Source organism: Burkholderia sp. 22088 (genome assembly GCF_052045915.1).
In the GTDB taxonomy this organism is placed as follows: domain Bacteria; phylum Pseudomonadota; class Gammaproteobacteria; order Burkholderiales; family Burkholderiaceae; genus Burkholderia; species Burkholderia cepacia.
Genome location: NZ_JBQEPY010000010.1, coordinates 46,272 through 63,300 on the forward strand (window position 1 = coordinate 46,272; position 17,029 = coordinate 63,300).

19 protein-coding genes are annotated in these 17,029 nt (G+C 68.4%); 9 read left to right on the forward strand and 10 right to left on the reverse strand.

All coding sequences use genetic code 11. The annotated features are described in order from the left end of the window. Positions 1 to 214: 214 nt before the first annotated feature. Positions 215 to 781 carry a GNAT family N-acetyltransferase gene (locus ACTJLD_RS20040; protein WP_440659482.1) on the forward strand — a complete coding sequence of 189 codons (567 nt, stop codon included), beginning with the start codon at positions 215 to 217 and terminating at the stop codon, positions 779 to 781. 21 nt (positions 782 to 802) lie between these two features. Here ACTJLD_RS20040 and ACTJLD_RS20045 read toward each other — a convergent pair whose 3' ends face one another. From ACTJLD_RS20045 to ACTJLD_RS20060, 4 genes are all read right to left on the reverse strand, one after another. Continuing rightward, on the reverse strand, positions 803 to 1,189 hold the full coding sequence (locus ACTJLD_RS20045; protein ID WP_021162343.1) for a VOC family protein: 387 nt from the start codon (positions 1,187 to 1,189) through the stop codon (positions 803 to 805). A gap of 257 nt (positions 1,190 to 1,446) precedes the next feature. Further along, positions 1,447 to 2,211: a hypothetical protein gene (locus ACTJLD_RS20050; protein ID WP_063807584.1), complete on the reverse strand. Its 765-nt coding sequence runs from the start codon at positions 2,209 to 2,211 to the stop codon at positions 1,447 to 1,449. Positions 2,212 to 2,262: 51 nt separating this feature from the next. After that, positions 2,263 to 2,871, reverse strand: a complete 609-nt coding sequence (locus tag ACTJLD_RS20055) for an acyl-homoserine-lactone synthase (RefSeq protein WP_027789397.1) — start codon at positions 2,869 to 2,871, stop codon at positions 2,263 to 2,265. Between the two features lie 210 nt (positions 2,872 to 3,081). Continuing rightward, positions 3,082 to 3,525, reverse strand: coding sequence for a DUF4902 domain-containing protein (locus ACTJLD_RS20060; RefSeq protein ID WP_440659483.1), 444 nt, complete (start codon positions 3,523 to 3,525; stop codon positions 3,082 to 3,084). Positions 3,526 to 3,598: 73 nt separating this feature from the next. On the opposite strand from ACTJLD_RS20060, the gene ACTJLD_RS20065 reads away from it, so the two are divergent. Further along, positions 3,599 to 4,318 carry an autoinducer binding domain-containing protein gene (locus ACTJLD_RS20065; protein ID WP_027789395.1) on the forward strand — a complete coding sequence of 240 codons (720 nt, stop codon included), beginning with the start codon at positions 3,599 to 3,601 and terminating at the stop codon, positions 4,316 to 4,318. Positions 4,319 to 4,368: 50 nt separating this feature from the next. Here ACTJLD_RS20065 and ACTJLD_RS20070 read toward each other — a convergent pair whose 3' ends face one another. The 5 genes from ACTJLD_RS20070 to ACTJLD_RS20090 form a co-directional block, all read right to left on the reverse strand. Next, positions 4,369 to 5,076, reverse strand: coding sequence for an MgtC/SapB family protein (locus ACTJLD_RS20070; protein WP_021162348.1), 708 nt, complete (start codon positions 5,074 to 5,076; stop codon positions 4,369 to 4,371). Positions 5,077 to 5,381: 305 nt separating this feature from the next. Continuing rightward, on the reverse strand, positions 5,382 to 6,926 hold the full coding sequence (locus ACTJLD_RS20075; protein WP_440659484.1) for a TolC family protein: 1,545 nt from the start codon (positions 6,924 to 6,926) through the stop codon (positions 5,382 to 5,384). Beyond that, complete coding sequence (locus ACTJLD_RS20080) at positions 6,913 to 8,985, reverse strand: FUSC family protein (protein ID WP_440659485.1); 2,073 nt, start codon at positions 8,983 to 8,985, stop codon at positions 6,913 to 6,915. Before ACTJLD_RS20080 ends, ACTJLD_RS20075 begins: the two co-directional genes overlap by 14 nt. Next, a complete protein-coding gene (mdtN, locus tag ACTJLD_RS20085) occupies positions 8,966 to 10,015 on the reverse strand; it encodes a multidrug transporter subunit MdtN (RefSeq protein WP_124531692.1) in 1,050 nt (349 codons plus the stop codon). The genes ACTJLD_RS20080 and mdtN overlap by 20 nt, the downstream gene beginning before the upstream one ends. Beyond that, entirely contained in the window at positions 10,012 to 10,305 is a 294-nt protein-coding gene (locus tag ACTJLD_RS20090; protein WP_011354664.1) for a hypothetical protein, read from the reverse strand. Before ACTJLD_RS20090 ends, mdtN begins: the two co-directional genes overlap by 4 nt. A 567-nt stretch (positions 10,306 to 10,872) precedes the next feature. Here ACTJLD_RS20090 and ACTJLD_RS20095 point away from each other — a divergent pair. The 7 genes from ACTJLD_RS20095 (at position 10,873) to ACTJLD_RS20125 (ending at position 15,831) form a co-directional block, all read left to right on the forward strand. Continuing rightward, positions 10,873 to 12,021, forward strand: a complete 1,149-nt coding sequence (locus ACTJLD_RS20095) for a metallophosphoesterase (RefSeq protein ID WP_321838971.1) — start codon at positions 10,873 to 10,875, stop codon at positions 12,019 to 12,021. 179 nt (positions 12,022 to 12,200) lie between these two features. Further along, positions 12,201 to 12,806: an alpha-ketoglutarate-dependent dioxygenase AlkB family protein gene (locus ACTJLD_RS20100; RefSeq protein WP_230948734.1), complete on the forward strand. Its 606-nt coding sequence runs from the start codon at positions 12,201 to 12,203 to the stop codon at positions 12,804 to 12,806. Positions 12,807 to 13,148: 342 nt separating this feature from the next. After that, entirely contained in the window at positions 13,149 to 13,355 is a 207-nt protein-coding gene (locus tag ACTJLD_RS20105) for a hypothetical protein (protein WP_027789389.1), read from the forward strand. Between the two features lie 319 nt (positions 13,356 to 13,674). Then, complete coding sequence (locus tag ACTJLD_RS20110) at positions 13,675 to 13,839, forward strand: PulJ/GspJ family protein (protein WP_260435251.1); 165 nt, start codon at positions 13,675 to 13,677, stop codon at positions 13,837 to 13,839. 27 nt (positions 13,840 to 13,866) lie between these two features. Further along, positions 13,867 to 14,088: a hypothetical protein gene (locus ACTJLD_RS20115; protein WP_440659486.1), complete on the forward strand. Its 222-nt coding sequence runs from the start codon at positions 13,867 to 13,869 to the stop codon at positions 14,086 to 14,088. Positions 14,089 to 14,189: 101 nt separating this feature from the next. Then, the gene (gene tecA / locus ACTJLD_RS20120) at positions 14,190 to 14,669 is read left to right on the forward strand and encodes a type 6 secretion system effector deamidase TecA (RefSeq protein WP_021161519.1); all 480 of its coding nucleotides are present in this window, start codon (positions 14,190 to 14,192) and stop codon (positions 14,667 to 14,669) included. Between the two features lie 268 nt (positions 14,670 to 14,937). After that, entirely contained in the window at positions 14,938 to 15,831 is an 894-nt protein-coding gene (locus tag ACTJLD_RS20125) for an IclR family transcriptional regulator (protein WP_119337281.1), read from the forward strand. A gap of 103 nt (positions 15,832 to 15,934) precedes the next feature. Here ACTJLD_RS20125 and ACTJLD_RS20130 read toward each other — a convergent pair whose 3' ends face one another. Then, positions 15,935 to 17,014, reverse strand: coding sequence for a porin (locus ACTJLD_RS20130; protein ID WP_060083660.1), 1,080 nt, complete (start codon positions 17,012 to 17,014; stop codon positions 15,935 to 15,937). Positions 17,015 to 17,029 lie beyond the last annotated feature (15 nt).

The following is a 17,029-nucleotide window of genomic DNA, read 5'->3' on the forward strand; positions in this document are numbered from 1 at the left end:
GCGTAGCTTTTTGTCATCGTCCAGAGCTGGCCTTGTAAAATATTACTTCGAAGAAAACGAGTAATCCCCGCGGGCGCGCCGGCGCCCGTTTCTCGTCATCAGTTCCCGCGATCGTCGCCGGCGGACGCGACGATCACGATTTCCCCCTTCGTCCTCTCTGCCTTCGGGTTGGTGACGACACTCGCGTCACGCCGCCTGAACGATCCTGTTCCCCATGCCCGCACCGTCGAAAATCGAAACCGCGCGTCTGACGCTGCGTCTCTGGCAGCCGGTGGATGCGGGCGGGCTGTCGGCGCTGCATGCGGATCCGGACGTGACCGCGTGGCTCGCGCGCGGCCCGATGTCCGTTGACGAGGCGAGCGACGTCATCGCGCGCTTCGACGCGCATTTCGATGCGTACGGCTTCGGCCCGTGGGCGGTCGAGCGCCGCGCCGACGGGATGTTGATCGGGGTGTGCGGCCTGTCGCACGAGGTGCGCGCAACGCACCCGATGGCGCCGTGCGTCGAGATCATGTGGCGGCAGGCTCGCCACGCATGGGGACATGGCTACGTCGCCGAAGCGGCTGCCGCCGCGTTGGCCGACGGGTTCGAGCGGATCGGGCTCGGCGAGATTCTCGCGTGGACCGCCGACACTAATCTACGATCGCAGCACGTGATGCAGCGGCTCGGCATGCACCATCAGCCCGCGCGCGATTTCGACCATCCTGCGTTGCCGGAAGGGCACGCGCTGCGTCGGCACGTCGTGTATGCCGCCCGCGCCGCCGGCCTGGCCGGCGCGTAACGACTCACGCGGATTCGCTCGTCAGCGCCACGTACCGTTCTGCAGCACGATCCGGTAGCCGTCGGCATCCTCGAAGGTCTGGCCGGATATTTCCCAGTACGGATTGAACGACGTCACGGGCATGAAGCCGTGCGCCGTGGCGCGCGCGCAGGCGGCTTCCCATTCCGGCCGATCGGGCAGGTAGAACACGATCAGGTCTTCCGGCGTCGGCGACGGCGCGATCGGATGGTCGGGGCAGTGCGTGAATTCGAAGTGATAGTCGAGGCCGTCGCGTCCGAGCATCACGCCGGAAAAGCCGTCGTGATCCTCAAAGCGTGCGAGAACGGACAGGTCGAGAGCGTCGCGATACATGCGCTCGGTTCGGGCGAGGTTGCTGACCGGGCGGGCAATGCGCAGATGGGCGTGCAAGATGGCCTCGGGGGAACGTGGCAGACCCGCCGATGATAATCGATCCGGATTGTGGCGCGTCGGAATGCCCGGGCAGGCAATCGATGAAGGAGGGCGGTGGTATGGCCCCGCAATTCGAGCAGGCAAGAAAAAGCCCGCTACATTGAGCGGGCTGAATCCATGTTTGGAGACATGGAGGAGACAGACGTGAATTTAAGGGAAAACCCGAGGCATGGCAAGCCCTAGTTGTATCGATACAACTTTCTGTTGTGCCGCGTTCACATACCGCCGGCCCGCGCATGCGCCGCAAACGCGCTGAACCGCTCCTGCGCGACCGGCAGCGCGAACTTGTCGCGCATCTCCGTCTCGATCCATGCACAGGCCTCGCGTGCGCAGTCGGTCAGCGCGTGGCGTGTCGCATGCCCGTCGATGTCATAGACGAAGCGCACGCCGACCTCGTCGTCGGCGACCTGTCGCTCGAGCTGGTTGAGCTGCAGTTGCGGCCCGTGCTGCTGCGAAAGCGCGCGCAATTCGTCGAAGTGATATTCGAGCCAGTCGGCAAAGAACAGCGCGTCGCTGTGGCACGGCAGCCGGAAGGCCGCGCTGCGCGACGGACGCGGCCCGGCTTCACCGGCCGGTGCGTGCGATTCGCCGTCGGTGGCGATGGACATGTCGACAGGGGCGAGCGGATGCTGAAGCCGGCGGTAGGGCTCGCGATCGCGCAGCGCATGCCACAGCAATTCGTCACCGGCGGCGCCGGACGGCTGCATCGTCAGGTCATGCCGGCCTTCGCCGGCCGGGGCGATGTCGCGGATCACGAGGCGCAGCGAGCAGAGCGGTTCGTCCGCGACCAGCAACGTCGCCGCACGCGGCAGCCCGCAGACCAGCGGCGCCGCGCCGGGGGCACGGAACACGAGGCCGCGCCGGTCGAGCCGCACGAGCGGCAGCGGCCGTGGAAACGACGGGTAGGCGACCGCGATGCGGGCGCCGCCGGCGCTCGTCAACCCGGGCATCATCGCGCGAAAGACCTGAGACTGGTCCACGTTGATTCTCCTTCGTTACGATGCCGCCCGGACAGGAACGCGCGTTCCGGGTCAGGCGGCGATGGCTTGCCGGGCGGCCTGCCCCGGCTCGATTCCTAGCGCGGCAAACGTTTGCGGATCGATGTCGATCCAGCACGCGACCACCAGACGCCCATCTACCTGCTTCGGCGGGCCTGCGCGGTGCGCGTGTATGCCGATCCGGCGGAACAACCGCTCCATGCTCGCGAACGTCACGCCGATCAACTGCCGCGCGCCGAGCTGCGCCGCGCACTCGACGACGGCCGCGAGCATCGGGCGCACGGCCCATTCGGCGTTGCCCGGCCCGCCTTCGTCGTCGGTCGCCGCGAACCGGGACAGCTCCCAGACAGCGGCCGATTGCGGCAGCGGCATGTCTTCGGCGATCAGGTCGGCGAACAGCGACTTCAGCAGATACGGGCGCGTCGTCGGCAGCAGGCGTGCACATCCGCACATGTCGCCGCCGGCGTTTCGCGCGAACACATAGACGGTATCGTCGCGATCGAACTGGTCGCGCTCGAAGCTTTCGTTCGCCGACGGGAGCGCCCAACCGAGCTGTTCGACGAACACACGGCGCCGATAGCGCCCGAGATCCGCTGCAAGTTCGTGTGGCAACCGCCCTTCCTCGTGAACGAAGGTCCGCATGGTGTCCTCGGATTTGTGCTTTTGTATGTGCGCATTACATCGCGCCGCACGAGGGGGCTGTAACTGGTAACTCTTACAGGGTGACGATGGAATGACGCCGATCAGGACGTGGTAACGGTTTCTTGATCAACGGGATTGAAAACCGGGCCGCTTTTGCTTATAAAGAGCGCCAGCACTGCGGAAATTGTCAGAGGAATGCGGGGCCAGTTGTCACTGGAGCGTCGGACCGGCATGATAGGCGTCGTTGTGCCCGAGCAGGGCCGACGCGACCGCTGCGGGCCAGTCGATGCACGCGAGCCGCGCGGCAAGCGCGGCGGCCGTGCGGAACATGCCTATGTCGGCACCCGTGGCGTCGACGGCCATCACGTTGCTGCGGACGTCGCCGCCCGCGATCACGAAGATGCCCGTCGCGCGTTCGAGGTACCAGTCCCAGCCGACCGTCACGTAAGCGACGCCGGCACTGGCCGGGCGATGCCATTCGGTATAACCGGCGAGGCGTGCGTCGATTGCGCTGTCGCGCAGTTCCGCACGCAGCGATGCGTCGAGGCCGCTTGCGACATGGTCGAGCGCGAGCACGGCCAGTGCGCTTTCTGACAGGCGTACGTAGCCGTCCGGGGACGGGCCGGGGACCGGGTGCAGCAAAGGTGAAGTCATGCGCGGAATGTATCAGCGTCGAACGGGTGCTGGAACCTGACAAGTATGACAGCGTGACGTTGTCGGAGAATGAATGGAACTGCGCTGGCAGGATGCCTATCAACAATTCAGTGCCGCGGAAGACGAGCAGCAACTCTTCCAGCGGATTGCCGCCTATTCCAAACGGCTGGGATTCGAATACTGCTGTTATGGCATTCGCGTGCCGCTGCCGGTATCGAAGCCGTCGGTAGCCATCTTCGATACCTATCCCGACGGCTGGATGGCACACTATCAGGCGCACAACTACATCGAGATCGATTCGACGGTTCGTGACGGCGCGCTCAGCACCAACATGATCGTCTGGCCGGACGTCGACCAGATCGAACCGTGCCCGCTGTGGCAGGACGCGCGTGATTTCGGGCTGTCGGTGGGCGTCGCGCAATCGAGCTGGGCGGCCCGCGGCGCGTTCGGCCTGCTGAGCATCGCACGCCATGCGGACCGCCTGACGCCGGCCGAAATCAACATGCTGACGCTGCAGACGAACTGGCTCGCGAACCTGTCGCATTCGCTGATGAGCCGCTTCATGGTGCCGAAGCTGTCGCCGGCGGCGGGCGTCACGCTGACCGCGCGCGAGCGCGAGGTGCTGTGCTGGACGGCCGAGGGCAAGACCGCGTGCGAAATCGGCCAGATCCTCAGCATCTCGGAGCGAACGGTCAACTTCCATGTCAACAACATCCTCGAGAAGCTGGGTGCGACGAACAAGGTCCAGGCGGTCGTCAAGGCAATCTCGGCCGGGCTGATCGAGGCGCCCTGACCTCGAACGAGGGCGGGCGGCAGCGCGAAATGCCGCTGCCGCCAGGCCGCTCACTCCATCATCGGCTCCGCTTCCTTCGCGGTCCAGCTCACGCTGGAAATGCTCTTCTCCATGCTCATCCGGCTCGCGATCTGCTCGAGCTTCTGCTGATCCTTCGGATGCAGCTTCAGTGTCGCGGTCACCTTCAGCCGGTCCGGCTGGTCGGGCACGTCCTCGCTCGTGAGGCTCTGGAACGACAGCGGCTTCGCATACATCGAGTTCGACAGCAGCGTGCGGATGTGCACTTCGTCGGCGGTCAGGCAGATCACGGTGATCTGGTATTCGCGCACGAGATCGGCGTTCGACACCGGGGTTGCGTTGATCGCCTGGCTGACGCCGCGCAGCACCGTATTGGTGAGGAGTACGACGCCCGTGCCGGCAAGCGCGGGCACGTAATGACCGGAGCCGGCCAGTACGCCGACGGCGGCCGAGCACCACAGTGTCGCGGCCGTGTTGATGCCCTGGATCGAGCCCTTGTCGCGCATGATCACGCCGCCGCCGAGAAAGCCGACGCCCGATACGACGTATGCGGCGATCTGCGTGACGCCCGCGACACCGTTGCCGGTCAGCACGCCGAGCGTGACGAACAGGCACGCGCCGCTCGCGACGAGCGTGATCGTGCGCAGGCCGGCCGTGCGCTGGCGCATCTGGCGCTCGAGGCCGATGGCGACGCCGCAGGCGAACGCGGTGAAAAGGCGGAGTGCGAAATCGAAAGTCATGGTTGTCCTGCCGTGCAAGAAGCGCGTGCCGTCGCGCGTCGCTGCGGCGCAAGGCCGAAGGCGACACGACGATAGCCGTCATCGCGCGGTACTGTACCGCGCGAATGCGTCATTCAGTGTGAAACGGTGGGCGTGCGGCTCGCGGAACGCGAGCCGGGCAGGAGAACTGCGTCGGACAGGCGTTCAGGCGGCAAGCGGCGCACGCAACGGAGTGCTGCAACTGTCCACGATGGTTCCTGAAGGAAGAATGGGCGGCATTCTAGTGGGCGGCGCGCGCATGCGTCAACCGCCTCGCGGCGGTCGTGCTACTGCGCCGAGCCGATCGTCCCCGTCGCGAGCGCGAGCGCGGCGGCGGCGGACAGCGCACCGGCATAGCTGTCGACCTCCGCGTTGCGCGCGGCGAGCAACTGGCTTTGCGCGATCGTCGCATCGGTGACCGAACCGACGCCGTTCCGGTACGCGGTCAGCGCCGCGTCGTAGCTCGTCTGCGCGGCATCGACGAGCGCCTTCGCGGCGTCGTGCGACGCAAGGCTCGTCTGCACCGCGTTCTGCGCGGCGACCACCTGGCGGACGGCTTCCTCCTTGGTCCGCGTGAGTCGCGCGGATGCGCTTTCCGCGTCGTTGCGCGCCTGCATCAGCACGGCCGAGCGCATGCCGCCGTCGTACAGCGGGATCGTCACGCCGAGGAACACGCCGCCGCCGTAGCGGCTGCCGTTCAGGTTGACGGTCGGTGACTGGTCGCCGATCGCGGGCAGCGCGGAGATGGACGTGCCGCCGCTCGCGTACGACGTCGACGCAGACAGGAAGATCTTCGGCATGAACGCGGCTTCCGCGGCCTTGATCTTCGCGCGATTGGCTTTTTCAAGCGCGAACGCGCCCTGAAGGTCGGGGCGGCGCGCAATAGCGTCCGACACGATCGCGTCGACCGACGAGCCGAGTGCGGGCGGCAGCGGCCGCTTCGGCAGCGCGGCGATGGTCGGCTTCGACAGCGGCGAGATGCCGAGCGCGGAGACGAGGGCGAGGTAGCTGTCGCTCTCCGCGCCGTTCGCCTGCACGAGCGCGAGGTTTGCCTGCGCGCGGTTCTGCGTCGCCTGCGCGAGCTCGACGACCGTGCCGACGCCGTGCTTGAGCCGCGCGCGGGAGGCCGCGAGGATCGCGTCCGCGTTCGCGAGGCCCTGCTGCGCGCTGAGGGCGCGCGAGCGCGCGGCTTCGTAGCGGTAGTACGCGACGGTCACGTCGTGGATCACCTGCTGATGCACGGCCGTGAACGCGACGTTCGACGCGATCGACGCCTGCTCGGCCGCCTCGACGCGCGCCGCGCGGCCGCCGAAATCGAACAGCAGCCATTGCAGCGACAGCGCCGAGATCGTGCCGTGAACGGTGGTGTCGCTCGACGAGTCGCCGAGGATCGTCGACGTCGAGCCGTGGTTGGCCTGGTACGCGCCCATGGCCGTCGCCGACAACCTCGGCAGGTAGGCGGCCTTGGCCAGGCCGACCGCGAGCGCCGCGTTGCGCGCGTCGTTCCAGGCGATGCGGGTCAGCGGGTTCGTCGACTCGGCGAGATCGATCAGTTCGGGCAGCGTGTACGCGTGCGCGGCATCGAGCGCAGCCGGCGGCGAGACCGACGCGAGCGCGGGCGACGCGGGCAGCGTGTAGTCGTGCGAACCTTGCGCGGACGCGCGCGGCGGGCCCGGCACGATGTCGCCGGCAGCCGACGTTTGCGGTTGCCATGGGCGGTCGGACGCCTCCGGCGCCAGATCGATCGACGACGTCGCGCAGCCGGCCAGCGCGACGGCGGTCGCGAGGGCGGCGGCGGCGATCGAGGCGGCCGGCGGTTCAGGTAGGCGCATGGGGGGCAGGCTCCTTCGGTGTGGCTTGACGGGCGGCGTCGGCGATGTGCGCGAGCCGCTTGTCGATCAGGTTCAGCAGCGCGTCGCGCGCAGGGTCAGCAGGGGCAAGGCCCGGCGCGGTGGCCGGCGGTGCGGGCGAATCCGCGTGACGCGCGGTTTCGTCGTCGCGCGGGTCGGTCACGCGCGCGAGCTGCGCGGCGATCGCCGCGTCGCCGGGCTTGCGTTCGGCGAGCAGGAACAGCGGGCCTTCGAGCGCGCCGAGTTCCGCGAGCGCGCGCCGCCGCGTGGCAAGCCACGTGGCGGCCGGTCGCACCCACGACGGTTCGTAGTGAAGCAGCCCGAGCGCCTGCGCGATCGCGCCGTGGCGGGCGAACGCGTCGGCCGCGAGCGCGCGCCGCTCGGCCGGCTGCGCGACCTGCGCGAGGCGCCGCCACTGGTCCGTCAGCGCGGCGAGCCCGGCGTCGATCTGCTTGCCGATGCTGACGGGCCAGATGCGCGTGAACACGAGATACACGACGACGTTGCCGAGCAGGATGCCGATCGTGCGGTCGCGCGCGATCGTCAGGTCGAAACCGGGGCCGGCGCCCTGGATCACGCACAGGAAAAACGCGAACGCGATCTGGAAGCCCGCGTACGCGATGCGCGGCGAGCCGAATGCGACCCACGCGGCGAGCCACCCGCCGGCGAACACCAGCGCCATCAGATGGCCGACCGACGACAGCGACGGCACGACGAACACGAGCGCGGCGGTGCCGAGCAGCGCGCCGACGATGCAGCCGAGAATCCGCAGCGTGAGCTTCTCGACCGTCTCGGCCGTCGAACCGAGCGACACGATGTAGCAGGTGACGACGCACGTATGGATGCCCGACCAGTCGAGCTGCGAATACAGCAGATAGCAGAAGATCGCCGCGGCGGTCGTTTTCAGCGCGTAGCGGATGTGGTCGGGATTGGTGCGCGCGTCGGGCAGGAAGAAGCCGCCGCGCGGTGCGGGCGGTGCGGCGGCTTCCGCGGCGGCAGGCGTTCCGGGCGCGGCCGCCGGCGTGTTGGCCGCGGCCGCCGGTGCATCCGTCGCGGCTTCGGCCGCTGCGACCGGTTCCGCGAAGCGCGTGATCGCCGCATGGATATCCGTGACGGCGACGCGCGCGAGCGGCGGCAATGTGTCGGCCGGCGGCAGCGTGAGCGTCACGTCGACGGGGTAGCCGCCCTGATCGAGGATGTCGGCCATCTCGTCGAGCGTCGCGGCGATCGGGGTGGCGTACGTGTCGGGCAGGCGCGCGCCCGGTTCGCGATCGGCCAGCGCGACGCCGACGAGCAGCGCGGTGCTCGATGCCACGGCCTGCCGCAACGCCGCGAAGTCGGCGGCGGACGACGAGCCTTCGAGCGTCGACAGCTTGAGCCACGTGAGCAGCTGCTTGTCGCCTTCGTGAAGGCTGGCATCGAATGCGTCGCGCGCCGCATCGTCGCCGCGCAGCCGCTGCGCGGCGAGCCGCAGGCGCTTCGCGAGCTGCGCGTGCGCGAGCTTGCGCGGCGACGGCGCGATCAGCAGGTTGACGACGATCGCGACACCGGCCGGGATCGCGATCGTCAGCCAGATGTACAGCAGCGCACGTGTCGCGGCTTCGCCGAACGGCGCGAGGCCGAGCTGGTCGAGCCCGAAGCCGACGATCATCGCGAGGATCGCGCCCACCGGGCGCAGCTTGCTGGCGGAAGTCAGGTACAGGAGCGCGACCGACAGCACGGCCATGCACGCGACCCGCAGGATCGAATAGTCGATGCTGAAGATCGCGATGCCAAGCACGAGCCCGATCACGATCGTGACGATCAGCAGCAGCGCGGCCGCGAGCACGACGCTCGTCACGCGGTCGGCACGGATCATGAAGAACACGACGTACGCGGACAGCGCGGCTTCGGGCGTGCCGTATGCGGCCGTCACGAACGCGGTCAGCGCGCAGATCAGTGCGACCCGCGCGGCAATCGACGCGCGCCCCGGAAACGGTGCGAGCAGCCGCAGGACTTCGCGCGGGCCCGGCGAGCGAACCTCAGCGGCAGGCAGTGCCATGCCGGACCTCGACGATCGCGCTGGCGCCGACGCGCACGAGCGTGCCGTCGGGTTCGTCGAGCTTCACGCGCACCGGGAAGCGCTGCGCGACGTGCACCCAGTTCACCGAGTTCTGCACGATCGGCAGCGAGCGCGGCAGGTTGATGCGCGCGCTGTCGGCGATGCCGGCGCCGATGCCGACGACCTTGCCCGTCAGCGGGCGGCTGCGGTCGATCATCGAATAGACGGTCGCGCAGTCGCCGACCGCGATGCGGCTCAGCGCCGTCTCGCGGAAATTGCCGACCGCGAACCATTCGCGTGCGTCGATCAGCGTGAAGATCGACTGGTTCGGCGCGAGGGTTTCGCCGGCGAGAACGGTCAGGCCCGTCACGAGCCCGTCGTGCGGTGCGCGCACGACGGTGTCTTCGAGCGCATGCTGCGCGCGCGCCAGCGCGGCCTCGCGCGCATGCAGCGTCGCGATCGCGTCGGCTTCGTCGCCGATCGTCTGCGCGGACGCGCGCTGCTGTTCCTGTGCCTGCGTAAGCGACACGGCTGCGTCGCGCTGGCGAACCTTCGCCTGGTCGAACTGCTGCGCGCTGACGTAGCCCTGCGCGGCGAGCGGGGCGAGCCGGTTCACGTCGCGCGTCGCGAGATCGTGGTTCTGCGTCGCGCGCTTGACCTGCTCGGCGGCCACGGCCGCGTTCGAGCGCTCGCCGATCAGCGAACGGCGGCGCGTGTCGAGCGACGCGCGCGCGAGCTCGAGGTCGGCCTGCGCCTGCGCAACGGTCAGCCGGTACGGCACGGGATCGATCACGTACAGCAGGTCGCCCTTTGCGACGCGCTGGTTTTCATGCACCGCGAGCTGCACGATGCGGCCGCCGACCGGCGACGCGACGTGCACGACGTCCGCGTCGATCGACGCGTCGTCAGTGGACGGGTAGGCCGTCGTTCGGTAGTACGCGTACGCGAGTGCGGCGATGCCGAGCGCGACGATCGCCAGTGCGATCACGCGGCCTTTGACGGAGGGGCGGGCGGTGCCGGCGGCCTTCATGCGAACGGCCCCGTGCCGGTGAGCCACACGATCACGGCGACCACGAGCCCGATCGCGGTGCAGACGGCAAGCTGGTAGGGCACCGTGGCCGCCCAGCCGGTCGCGACGAATACGCGGTGCGCGACGATCGCACCGATCACGCCGACGATCGCGCTGACGAGCCAAAGCGGGAAATATGCGCCGAACAGGACGTACGACGGTGCACCGCGCGATGCGCAGCCCGCGAGCGGCAGGGCTGGCGCAAGGACGGCGGCGACGCGCAAGGGCGCGCGCGGCGTTGTTTTTCTCATGATGTGACGAGCTCGACGGTGGGGGTGGATGCCGGGCGCGGCGCAATGTGGATCGTCGCCGCGACGACGATTCCGGGATACGGAGCCGATAATAAATCAGCGCGATGCGGATCGCCAGCCATCCTTCCTGCTCACCATGGCGGGGCGGTGGCGGTTCTGGGGGCGTGTCCGCATGGCCGGCATCGCGTGTCCGCAACCGGGGGCAACGCAGACCGGGTCGTCGCGATTCTGCCAGTGCGGGCTCGCGTAGGGTTGCTAACGGACTGTAAAGGATCGTCAGACGAACGGAGCTGGGCTGAATTTGCGATGTCGGGAGAGCGGAATCGGTGCGGAAACGGGTGATTGTCGTTCTGACGCGCGGGAATCAGGCTGACCTGGCGGGCCGATGAGGGCGCGGTCGCACGCCGTGCCGGACGGCATCGACGCCAAATCCGGCGACCGGTCGTCGCCGCCGCGATCTGTGTACCATCGTACGCATGGCGCGGCGCGCGGAACGGAGCCTCACGGCCTCGTGCAACGCACGTCGCGGAAGCGTCAAGGCCGTATCGCAACGAAGGTGAACGTTCCATGCGAAGTTTTTTTGTCCGGTTCATTGCAATCGGCGTGTTGTTCCATCTGTACGTCGGGATGCGGATCATTCCCGATGCGTTCGCGTCGCCGGTCGTGCGCACGATCGCGGCGCTCATGCTGGCGAGCTTCGTCGTGCTGATTCCGGTCGGCATGTTCTCGCGCCGCTTCGACGAAGGCTGGGCCGCGACCCTGGTCGGCTGGGCCGGCTCGGTCGTGATGGGCTTCTTCTCGTCGCTGCTTCTGCTGACGTTCCTCCGCGAATTCGTGCTGCTCGGCGTGTTTGCATGGCGGCATCTCGGGCACGACGGCGCGTGGCCCGGCGCGGCGACCGGCACGGCGCTCGGCGTGCTGGTCGGTGCGGTGTTCGTTACCGTGGTCGGGTTCGTCGGCGCGCGCCGCACGGCGGCGGTCAAGCGCGTGTCGATCCCGGTCGAGGGGCTGCCGGCGGGGCTCGACGGGCTGACGATCGTGCAACTGTCCGACATCCACGTCGGGCCGACGATCAAGCGGCCCTATGTCGAACGGATCGTGCGTGCGGTCAATGCGCTCGATGCCGACCTCGTCGTCGTGACGGGCGACGTGGTCGACGGCTCGGTCAAGCGCCTGCGCGAGCACACGGCGCCGCTCGGCCGCATGCAGTCGCGGCACGGCAGCTTCCTGGTGACGGGCAACCACGAGTATTACGCGGGCGCGCACGCGTGGATCGACGAATTCCGGCGCATCGGGCTGACGGTGCTGCTCAACGAGCACGTGCTGATCGATCACGACGGCGCGCACGCGGTGCTCGCGGGCGTCACCGACTTCACGGCGGGCGGTTTCGATCCCGCCCATCGCAGCGACCCTGAGCAGGCGCTGGCGGGTGCGCCGCGCGAGGTGGCCACGAAGATCCTGCTCGCGCACCAGCCGCGCAGCGCGGAAGCGGCCAACCGCGCGGGGTTTACCGTGCAGTTGTCGGGGCACACGCACGGCGGCCAGTTCCTGCCGTGGCCGCCGTTCGTGCGATTGCAGCAGCCGGTGATCGGCGGGCTGAGCCGCTTCGGCGATCTGTGGCTCTATACGAGCCGCGGCACCGGATACTGGGGGCCGCCGAACCGCTTCGGCGTGCCGTCCGAGATCACGCTGATCCGGCTGACGCGCGGCGGGTAGCGCACGGTTCCCGTCCGGGGGAAACCATTCGCTGGGCCGGCGCCCGCCCGTCGTCAGCGGGAACCGGGCGGGCGGCAGCCCGCCTCGTCTGCGAATGACAGCGCATGGCGGCGTGCGACGCCGTTGGCTAGTATGCAGGCATGCACCGTTCGCTCCGCTCATCGCCCGTTCCTCCCGACATGTCGACGCCCGATCTCTTTGCTGACACGCCCGCTCCCGACGTGGACTGGTACCCGGACTGGCTGGCGCCGCCCGATGCCGATCGCGCGCTGGCCGCGCTGATCGACGAGGTCGCGTGGCGTCAGGACACGATCCGCACGCCGCGCGGACGCATTCCTTTGCCGCGGCTCACCGCATGGCAGGGCGAGCCGGATGCCGTCTACGTGTATTCGGGGATCCGCAACGTGCCGGCGCCGTGGACGCCGGCCGTGTTCGACCTGAAGCGCGCGGTCGAGGCGACGTGCGGCGCGCGTTTCAACAGCGTGCTGCTCAACCGCTACCGCAACGGGCTGGACAGCCTCGGCTGGCACGCGGACAACGAGCCCGAGCTTGGCGATGCGCCGGTGATCGCGTCGGTGAGCCTCGGTGCGATGCGCGTGTTCGACCTGCGTCATCGCGCGACCGGTGTCACGCATGCGTATCGCCTCGTGCACGGCAGCCTGCTCGTGATGCGCGGGCGCACGCAGGCCGAATGGCAGCATCGCGTGCCGAAGGCGCCGGGCGTGCAGGGCGAGCGCGTGAACCTGACGTTCCGGCGCGTGATGCCGGCTGGTACGGGCCGGTAACGATCCTCGTCGCCGAGGTGCCCGGATCGCCGGGCGATTCGCGCCCCGGTTCTTTGCGGGGCACGGGCGACCGACACACGCAAGCGGTCGCGTGTGCGGCACGTTGCCGCACGAATGTCGCGCCGTGCGCCGTGAAACGGCGCTGAGCCCCATCCCATATGGGTTTCAGGTAGATTCGATCGACCGCCCGGTACCGATAGATGAGTGAAACCTCTGATGGTGCGTCGCAACAATCCTTGACTAGACTGTCGAATGGCAGAAGCGCGTCGTATCCCGGCGCGACCCTTTCGACATGCCCCGAGCGTCGCCGATGCGGCGCGCAAGGGGGCAGGAGTAAAACGCGTGACCGTAATCGACCCTTCCTTCGAACCCTCGCTGCACGTCTTTGAACAAGACGGCGGATGGCAATGGGCGCTGACGGTGAAGCGGGCGACCGGCGTCGGCGTGAAAGTCGTTGCGTTCAGCCGGGAAGGCTTTCGCGGCGAGGCCGAGGCTTATGCCGCCGGCCAGCTTGCCCGCGCCGAGTATGACGCCGCCGTGACGGCCTGACGCCGTCGCGGCGATTCCGCCCGAGGATCGCTTTCACCGCTCACCACCCGCTGCCGGGTGTTTCTTTCGATCGCTTCCCGTTTTCCATCCGTTTGCCCGCCCGCCGGGCCGCGTTGTGCCGTGCCCGTCGCGATAGCGGATGCGGCGCGCCCGGGTGCCTGTCCGTCCGGGCTGCCCGCGCCAAATGGTCCGTACCATTCGACACGTGTGTGCCATACGCGGCGCTTGACGTCCGTGCACGGCGTCCGTCGCGCCGGCGATGCGGCTGCGTGCCGCGATCGGCACGCCGGACGACGATCCATCGACAAGAATGCCGGTCATGTGCGACGACAGAACCGACTACAACCGCCATGCGCGCGGCGGATCGCGCACGGCGCGGACGCCGCAACGGGGATTCACGCTGATTGAGGTGCTGATCGCGCTGGCGCTGGGTGCCGTGATGCGCGCGATCAACTGCACCGCTATCTCGAGGCGCGCGTGCTGAACGCGAGCGCCGCTGCCCGCGATCGTCGTGCGCCCGTGGATCGGCCCGAACGGCGCCGTCACGCGTGTCGAATTCGCGTCGCTCGGCGATCCCGATGCAGACGCGACACTGCGGCAACTGCTTACGGCCGGCCCGCTGGCGGAACTGCCGCCGCCCGACATGCTGCAGCCGTTGCGCGTGCGCCTGCGGCTCGCGCCGAATCCCGATGCGGCCGCTGCCGCGTCGGCATCGGCCGCCCGCATGCCGTGACGCCCGGGCCGGAATGCGGGCGTGGCCGGATATCGTAATAACATATGACGTTATTGCGTCGGCAGGACGATGACGTCCTGCTTCTTCACGAGGAGCCACCCATGCAACTGAGCCAGTTAGGCGGGCACGTCGCCCAATCCGGTTTCGCCGAACGGCAGAAGCACGCGCAGGCGCTGATGTTCGGCATGGCCGACATCAACGAATACGTGTCCGGCGGCGTCTGCTATGACGCCGCGGCCTATGTCCGGTATCTGCTGCGCAGTGACGCGATGATCGCGCCCGGTGCGCTGCTCGACACGATCGGCCAGCACTGGCGGACCCGCTTCAACTTCGAGACCGGCGGCGAGTGGGACGGGCGCGCGAGCATTCCGGCCGGAACCGCGGTCGGCTTCTCGCGGGGCGGCACCGTTTTTCATGCCGCGATCGCCGTCGGCGGCAGCCGGATCCGGGCGATCAACGGGGGCCGCCTGGGCAGCGGCTGGATGTACGCGGTCGACCTTGCGCGGGTGCTCGAGCCGGACGCGGCCGGCGGATTCACGTATGACCGCGCGAACATCCGGGTTCACCTGTCGCGCCTGTAGGCGGCGCGGCTTCGGCTGCCACGCCGGCCGCCGCTCGCCGCGCCCACGGCCGCCATCGCGTCGTCCGGCGATTTCCGCATGGCGCCGCGCTGTCCATCGCTGCTATCCTCTCGACCGTGAATGACTATTCGTGGGGCCGTGGAAGCGCATGCCGCGCCGCGGCGATTCACGCGGGTGCGAGCCCGCGTGCGCGCCGGGCTCGCATGGCCGCCTGTCCACGACGATCCATGACCCGTTTCGTGATTGATTTCCTTCCGTCCATGTCCACATGGCCAAGACAACGATGAGCGACGCGCCTGAATCCGCGGCGCCCGGCGACGACGAATCGTCCGGCGGCGCATCGTCCTACCTGGTGCCGGGGCTCGAACGCGGGCTGCGGATCCTCGCCGAATTCTCCGCGCGCGAGCCCGTGCTCGGCGCGCCCGAGTTGTCGAAGCGCATCGGCATTCCGCGCACGACCACGTTCCGCCTGCTGCAGACGCTCGAAGCGCTCGGTTTCCTCGAGCGCGTGAACGGCGACCGTTATTTCCGGCTCGGCGTCGGCGTGCTGCGGCTCGGCTTCGAATACCTGAATTCGCTCGAACTGACCGATCTCGGCACGCCCGTGCTCGAGCGGCTGCGTGATACGACGGGGCTGTCGACGCATCTGCTGATCCGCGACCAGCGCGACGTCGTGTTCGTCGCGAAGGCGCAGAGCAATGCGTCAATGTTCGGTTCGGTGAAGGTGCACGTCGGCACGCGTCTGCCCGCGCATGCGACCGTGCATGGCCACGTGTTGATGGGCGACCTGACGCGCGACGCACTGCGCCAGCTCTATCCGGAAAAGCGGCTCGAGCAGTTCACCGAGCGCACGCCGGGCACCGTCGACGAACTGTACGAGCGCGTGCGCCATTACGCGCGGCTCGGTTATGCGGTCAGCGAGGCGGCGTTCGAGAGCGGCATTTCGGCGGTCACGGCGCCCGTGCGCGATCACTCGGGCTCGATCGTCGCGGCGATCACCGCGACGGTGCCGCGCTCGGAGATCGGCGAGGCCGGCGAGAAGGAACGGCTCGTCGAAGCCGTGTGCGGCGCGGCGGTCGACCTGTCCCAGCGCCTGAACTATCGTCCGCTCGAAAGCGACCCGACGTTCGCGCACGCGCGCCACAAGGTCGCGATGTTCTGACGCCGACTTGTCGGGCGGGCCGCCGCACGCGGCACCGCAATCAAAAAAACGAGGGGCCCGCGGGCCCCTCATTTCATTTCAGGCACCGGCTGCCCGGCGCCGTTCAGAACGAGTGGTGGATCCCGGTGAGCACGACCACCTGGTTCGCGGTGCTCGACACGCCGGCCGTGAAGAACGCGGCCTTTGCGCCGCCCGAACCGTGCTCGTACAGCACGTTCGCATAGAGTTGCGTGCGCTTCGACAGCGAATAGATGTCGCCGAGTTCGACCTGCGTCCAGCGGCGGCCGGCCAGCGTCGTGGTTGCCGCGCCGCCCGCGATCGTGTTGAACGCGCTGCTGCGGTAGTTCACGCCCGCGTCGTAGCTCTGGAACGTGTCCGAATAGCCGTTCGACTGCATTTTCGTGCGCGTGTACAGGCCATGCACGAGGAAGTCGCCGAACTGGTAGGACGCGCCCGCGCCGATGTTCTCGACCTTGTTCGCGATGTAGCCGTTCGCGGTGTTCTGCCCCTGGAAGGACGTGATGCCGGTCGTGCCGATCAGGATCGAGCGGTCGTGCTCGTTCGAGTACACGGCCGACGCCTTGAACGGCCCGTTCGCATAGTTCAGCGCGACGCCGACCGACTTGCCGGTCGAGAAGTTCGTCGTGTTGCCGAGCGCCATCGTCGCCGCGGCCGAGAAGCCCGCGAAGGTCGGCGAACGATACTTGACCGCGTTGTTGTACGGCACGTTGCCGGTCGCGGCGAGCCCGTCGATGTTGCCGGGGTGGAACGCATACCAGCTCATCGCGAGGTAGGCCGTGCTGAGCGGATCGAGATAGTCGAACGACAGCGGCGTCTGTCGGCCGAGCGTCAGCGTGCCGTAGCGTTCCGAGCTGAGGCCGACGAAGGCCGCGCGGTTCCAGATCGTGTTCGCGGTCGCGAACTGGCCGTTGTTCGTATAGAAGCCGTTTTCGAGCTGGAAGATCGCCGACAGGCCGTCGCCGAGGTCTTCCTTGCCCTTCAGGCCCCACCGGTCGGGCTGCGTATTGCCCTGGATCATCGCCCATTTCGCATGGCCGCCGACGTTGTTCACGTACGCGACCCCCGCATCCATGCTGCCGTACAGCACCACGCTGCTCTGCGCCCACGCGCCCGACACGGCGCCCAATCCGATCACTGTTGCTGCTACCGCATGCTTGACCATTTGATCTCCTGAATC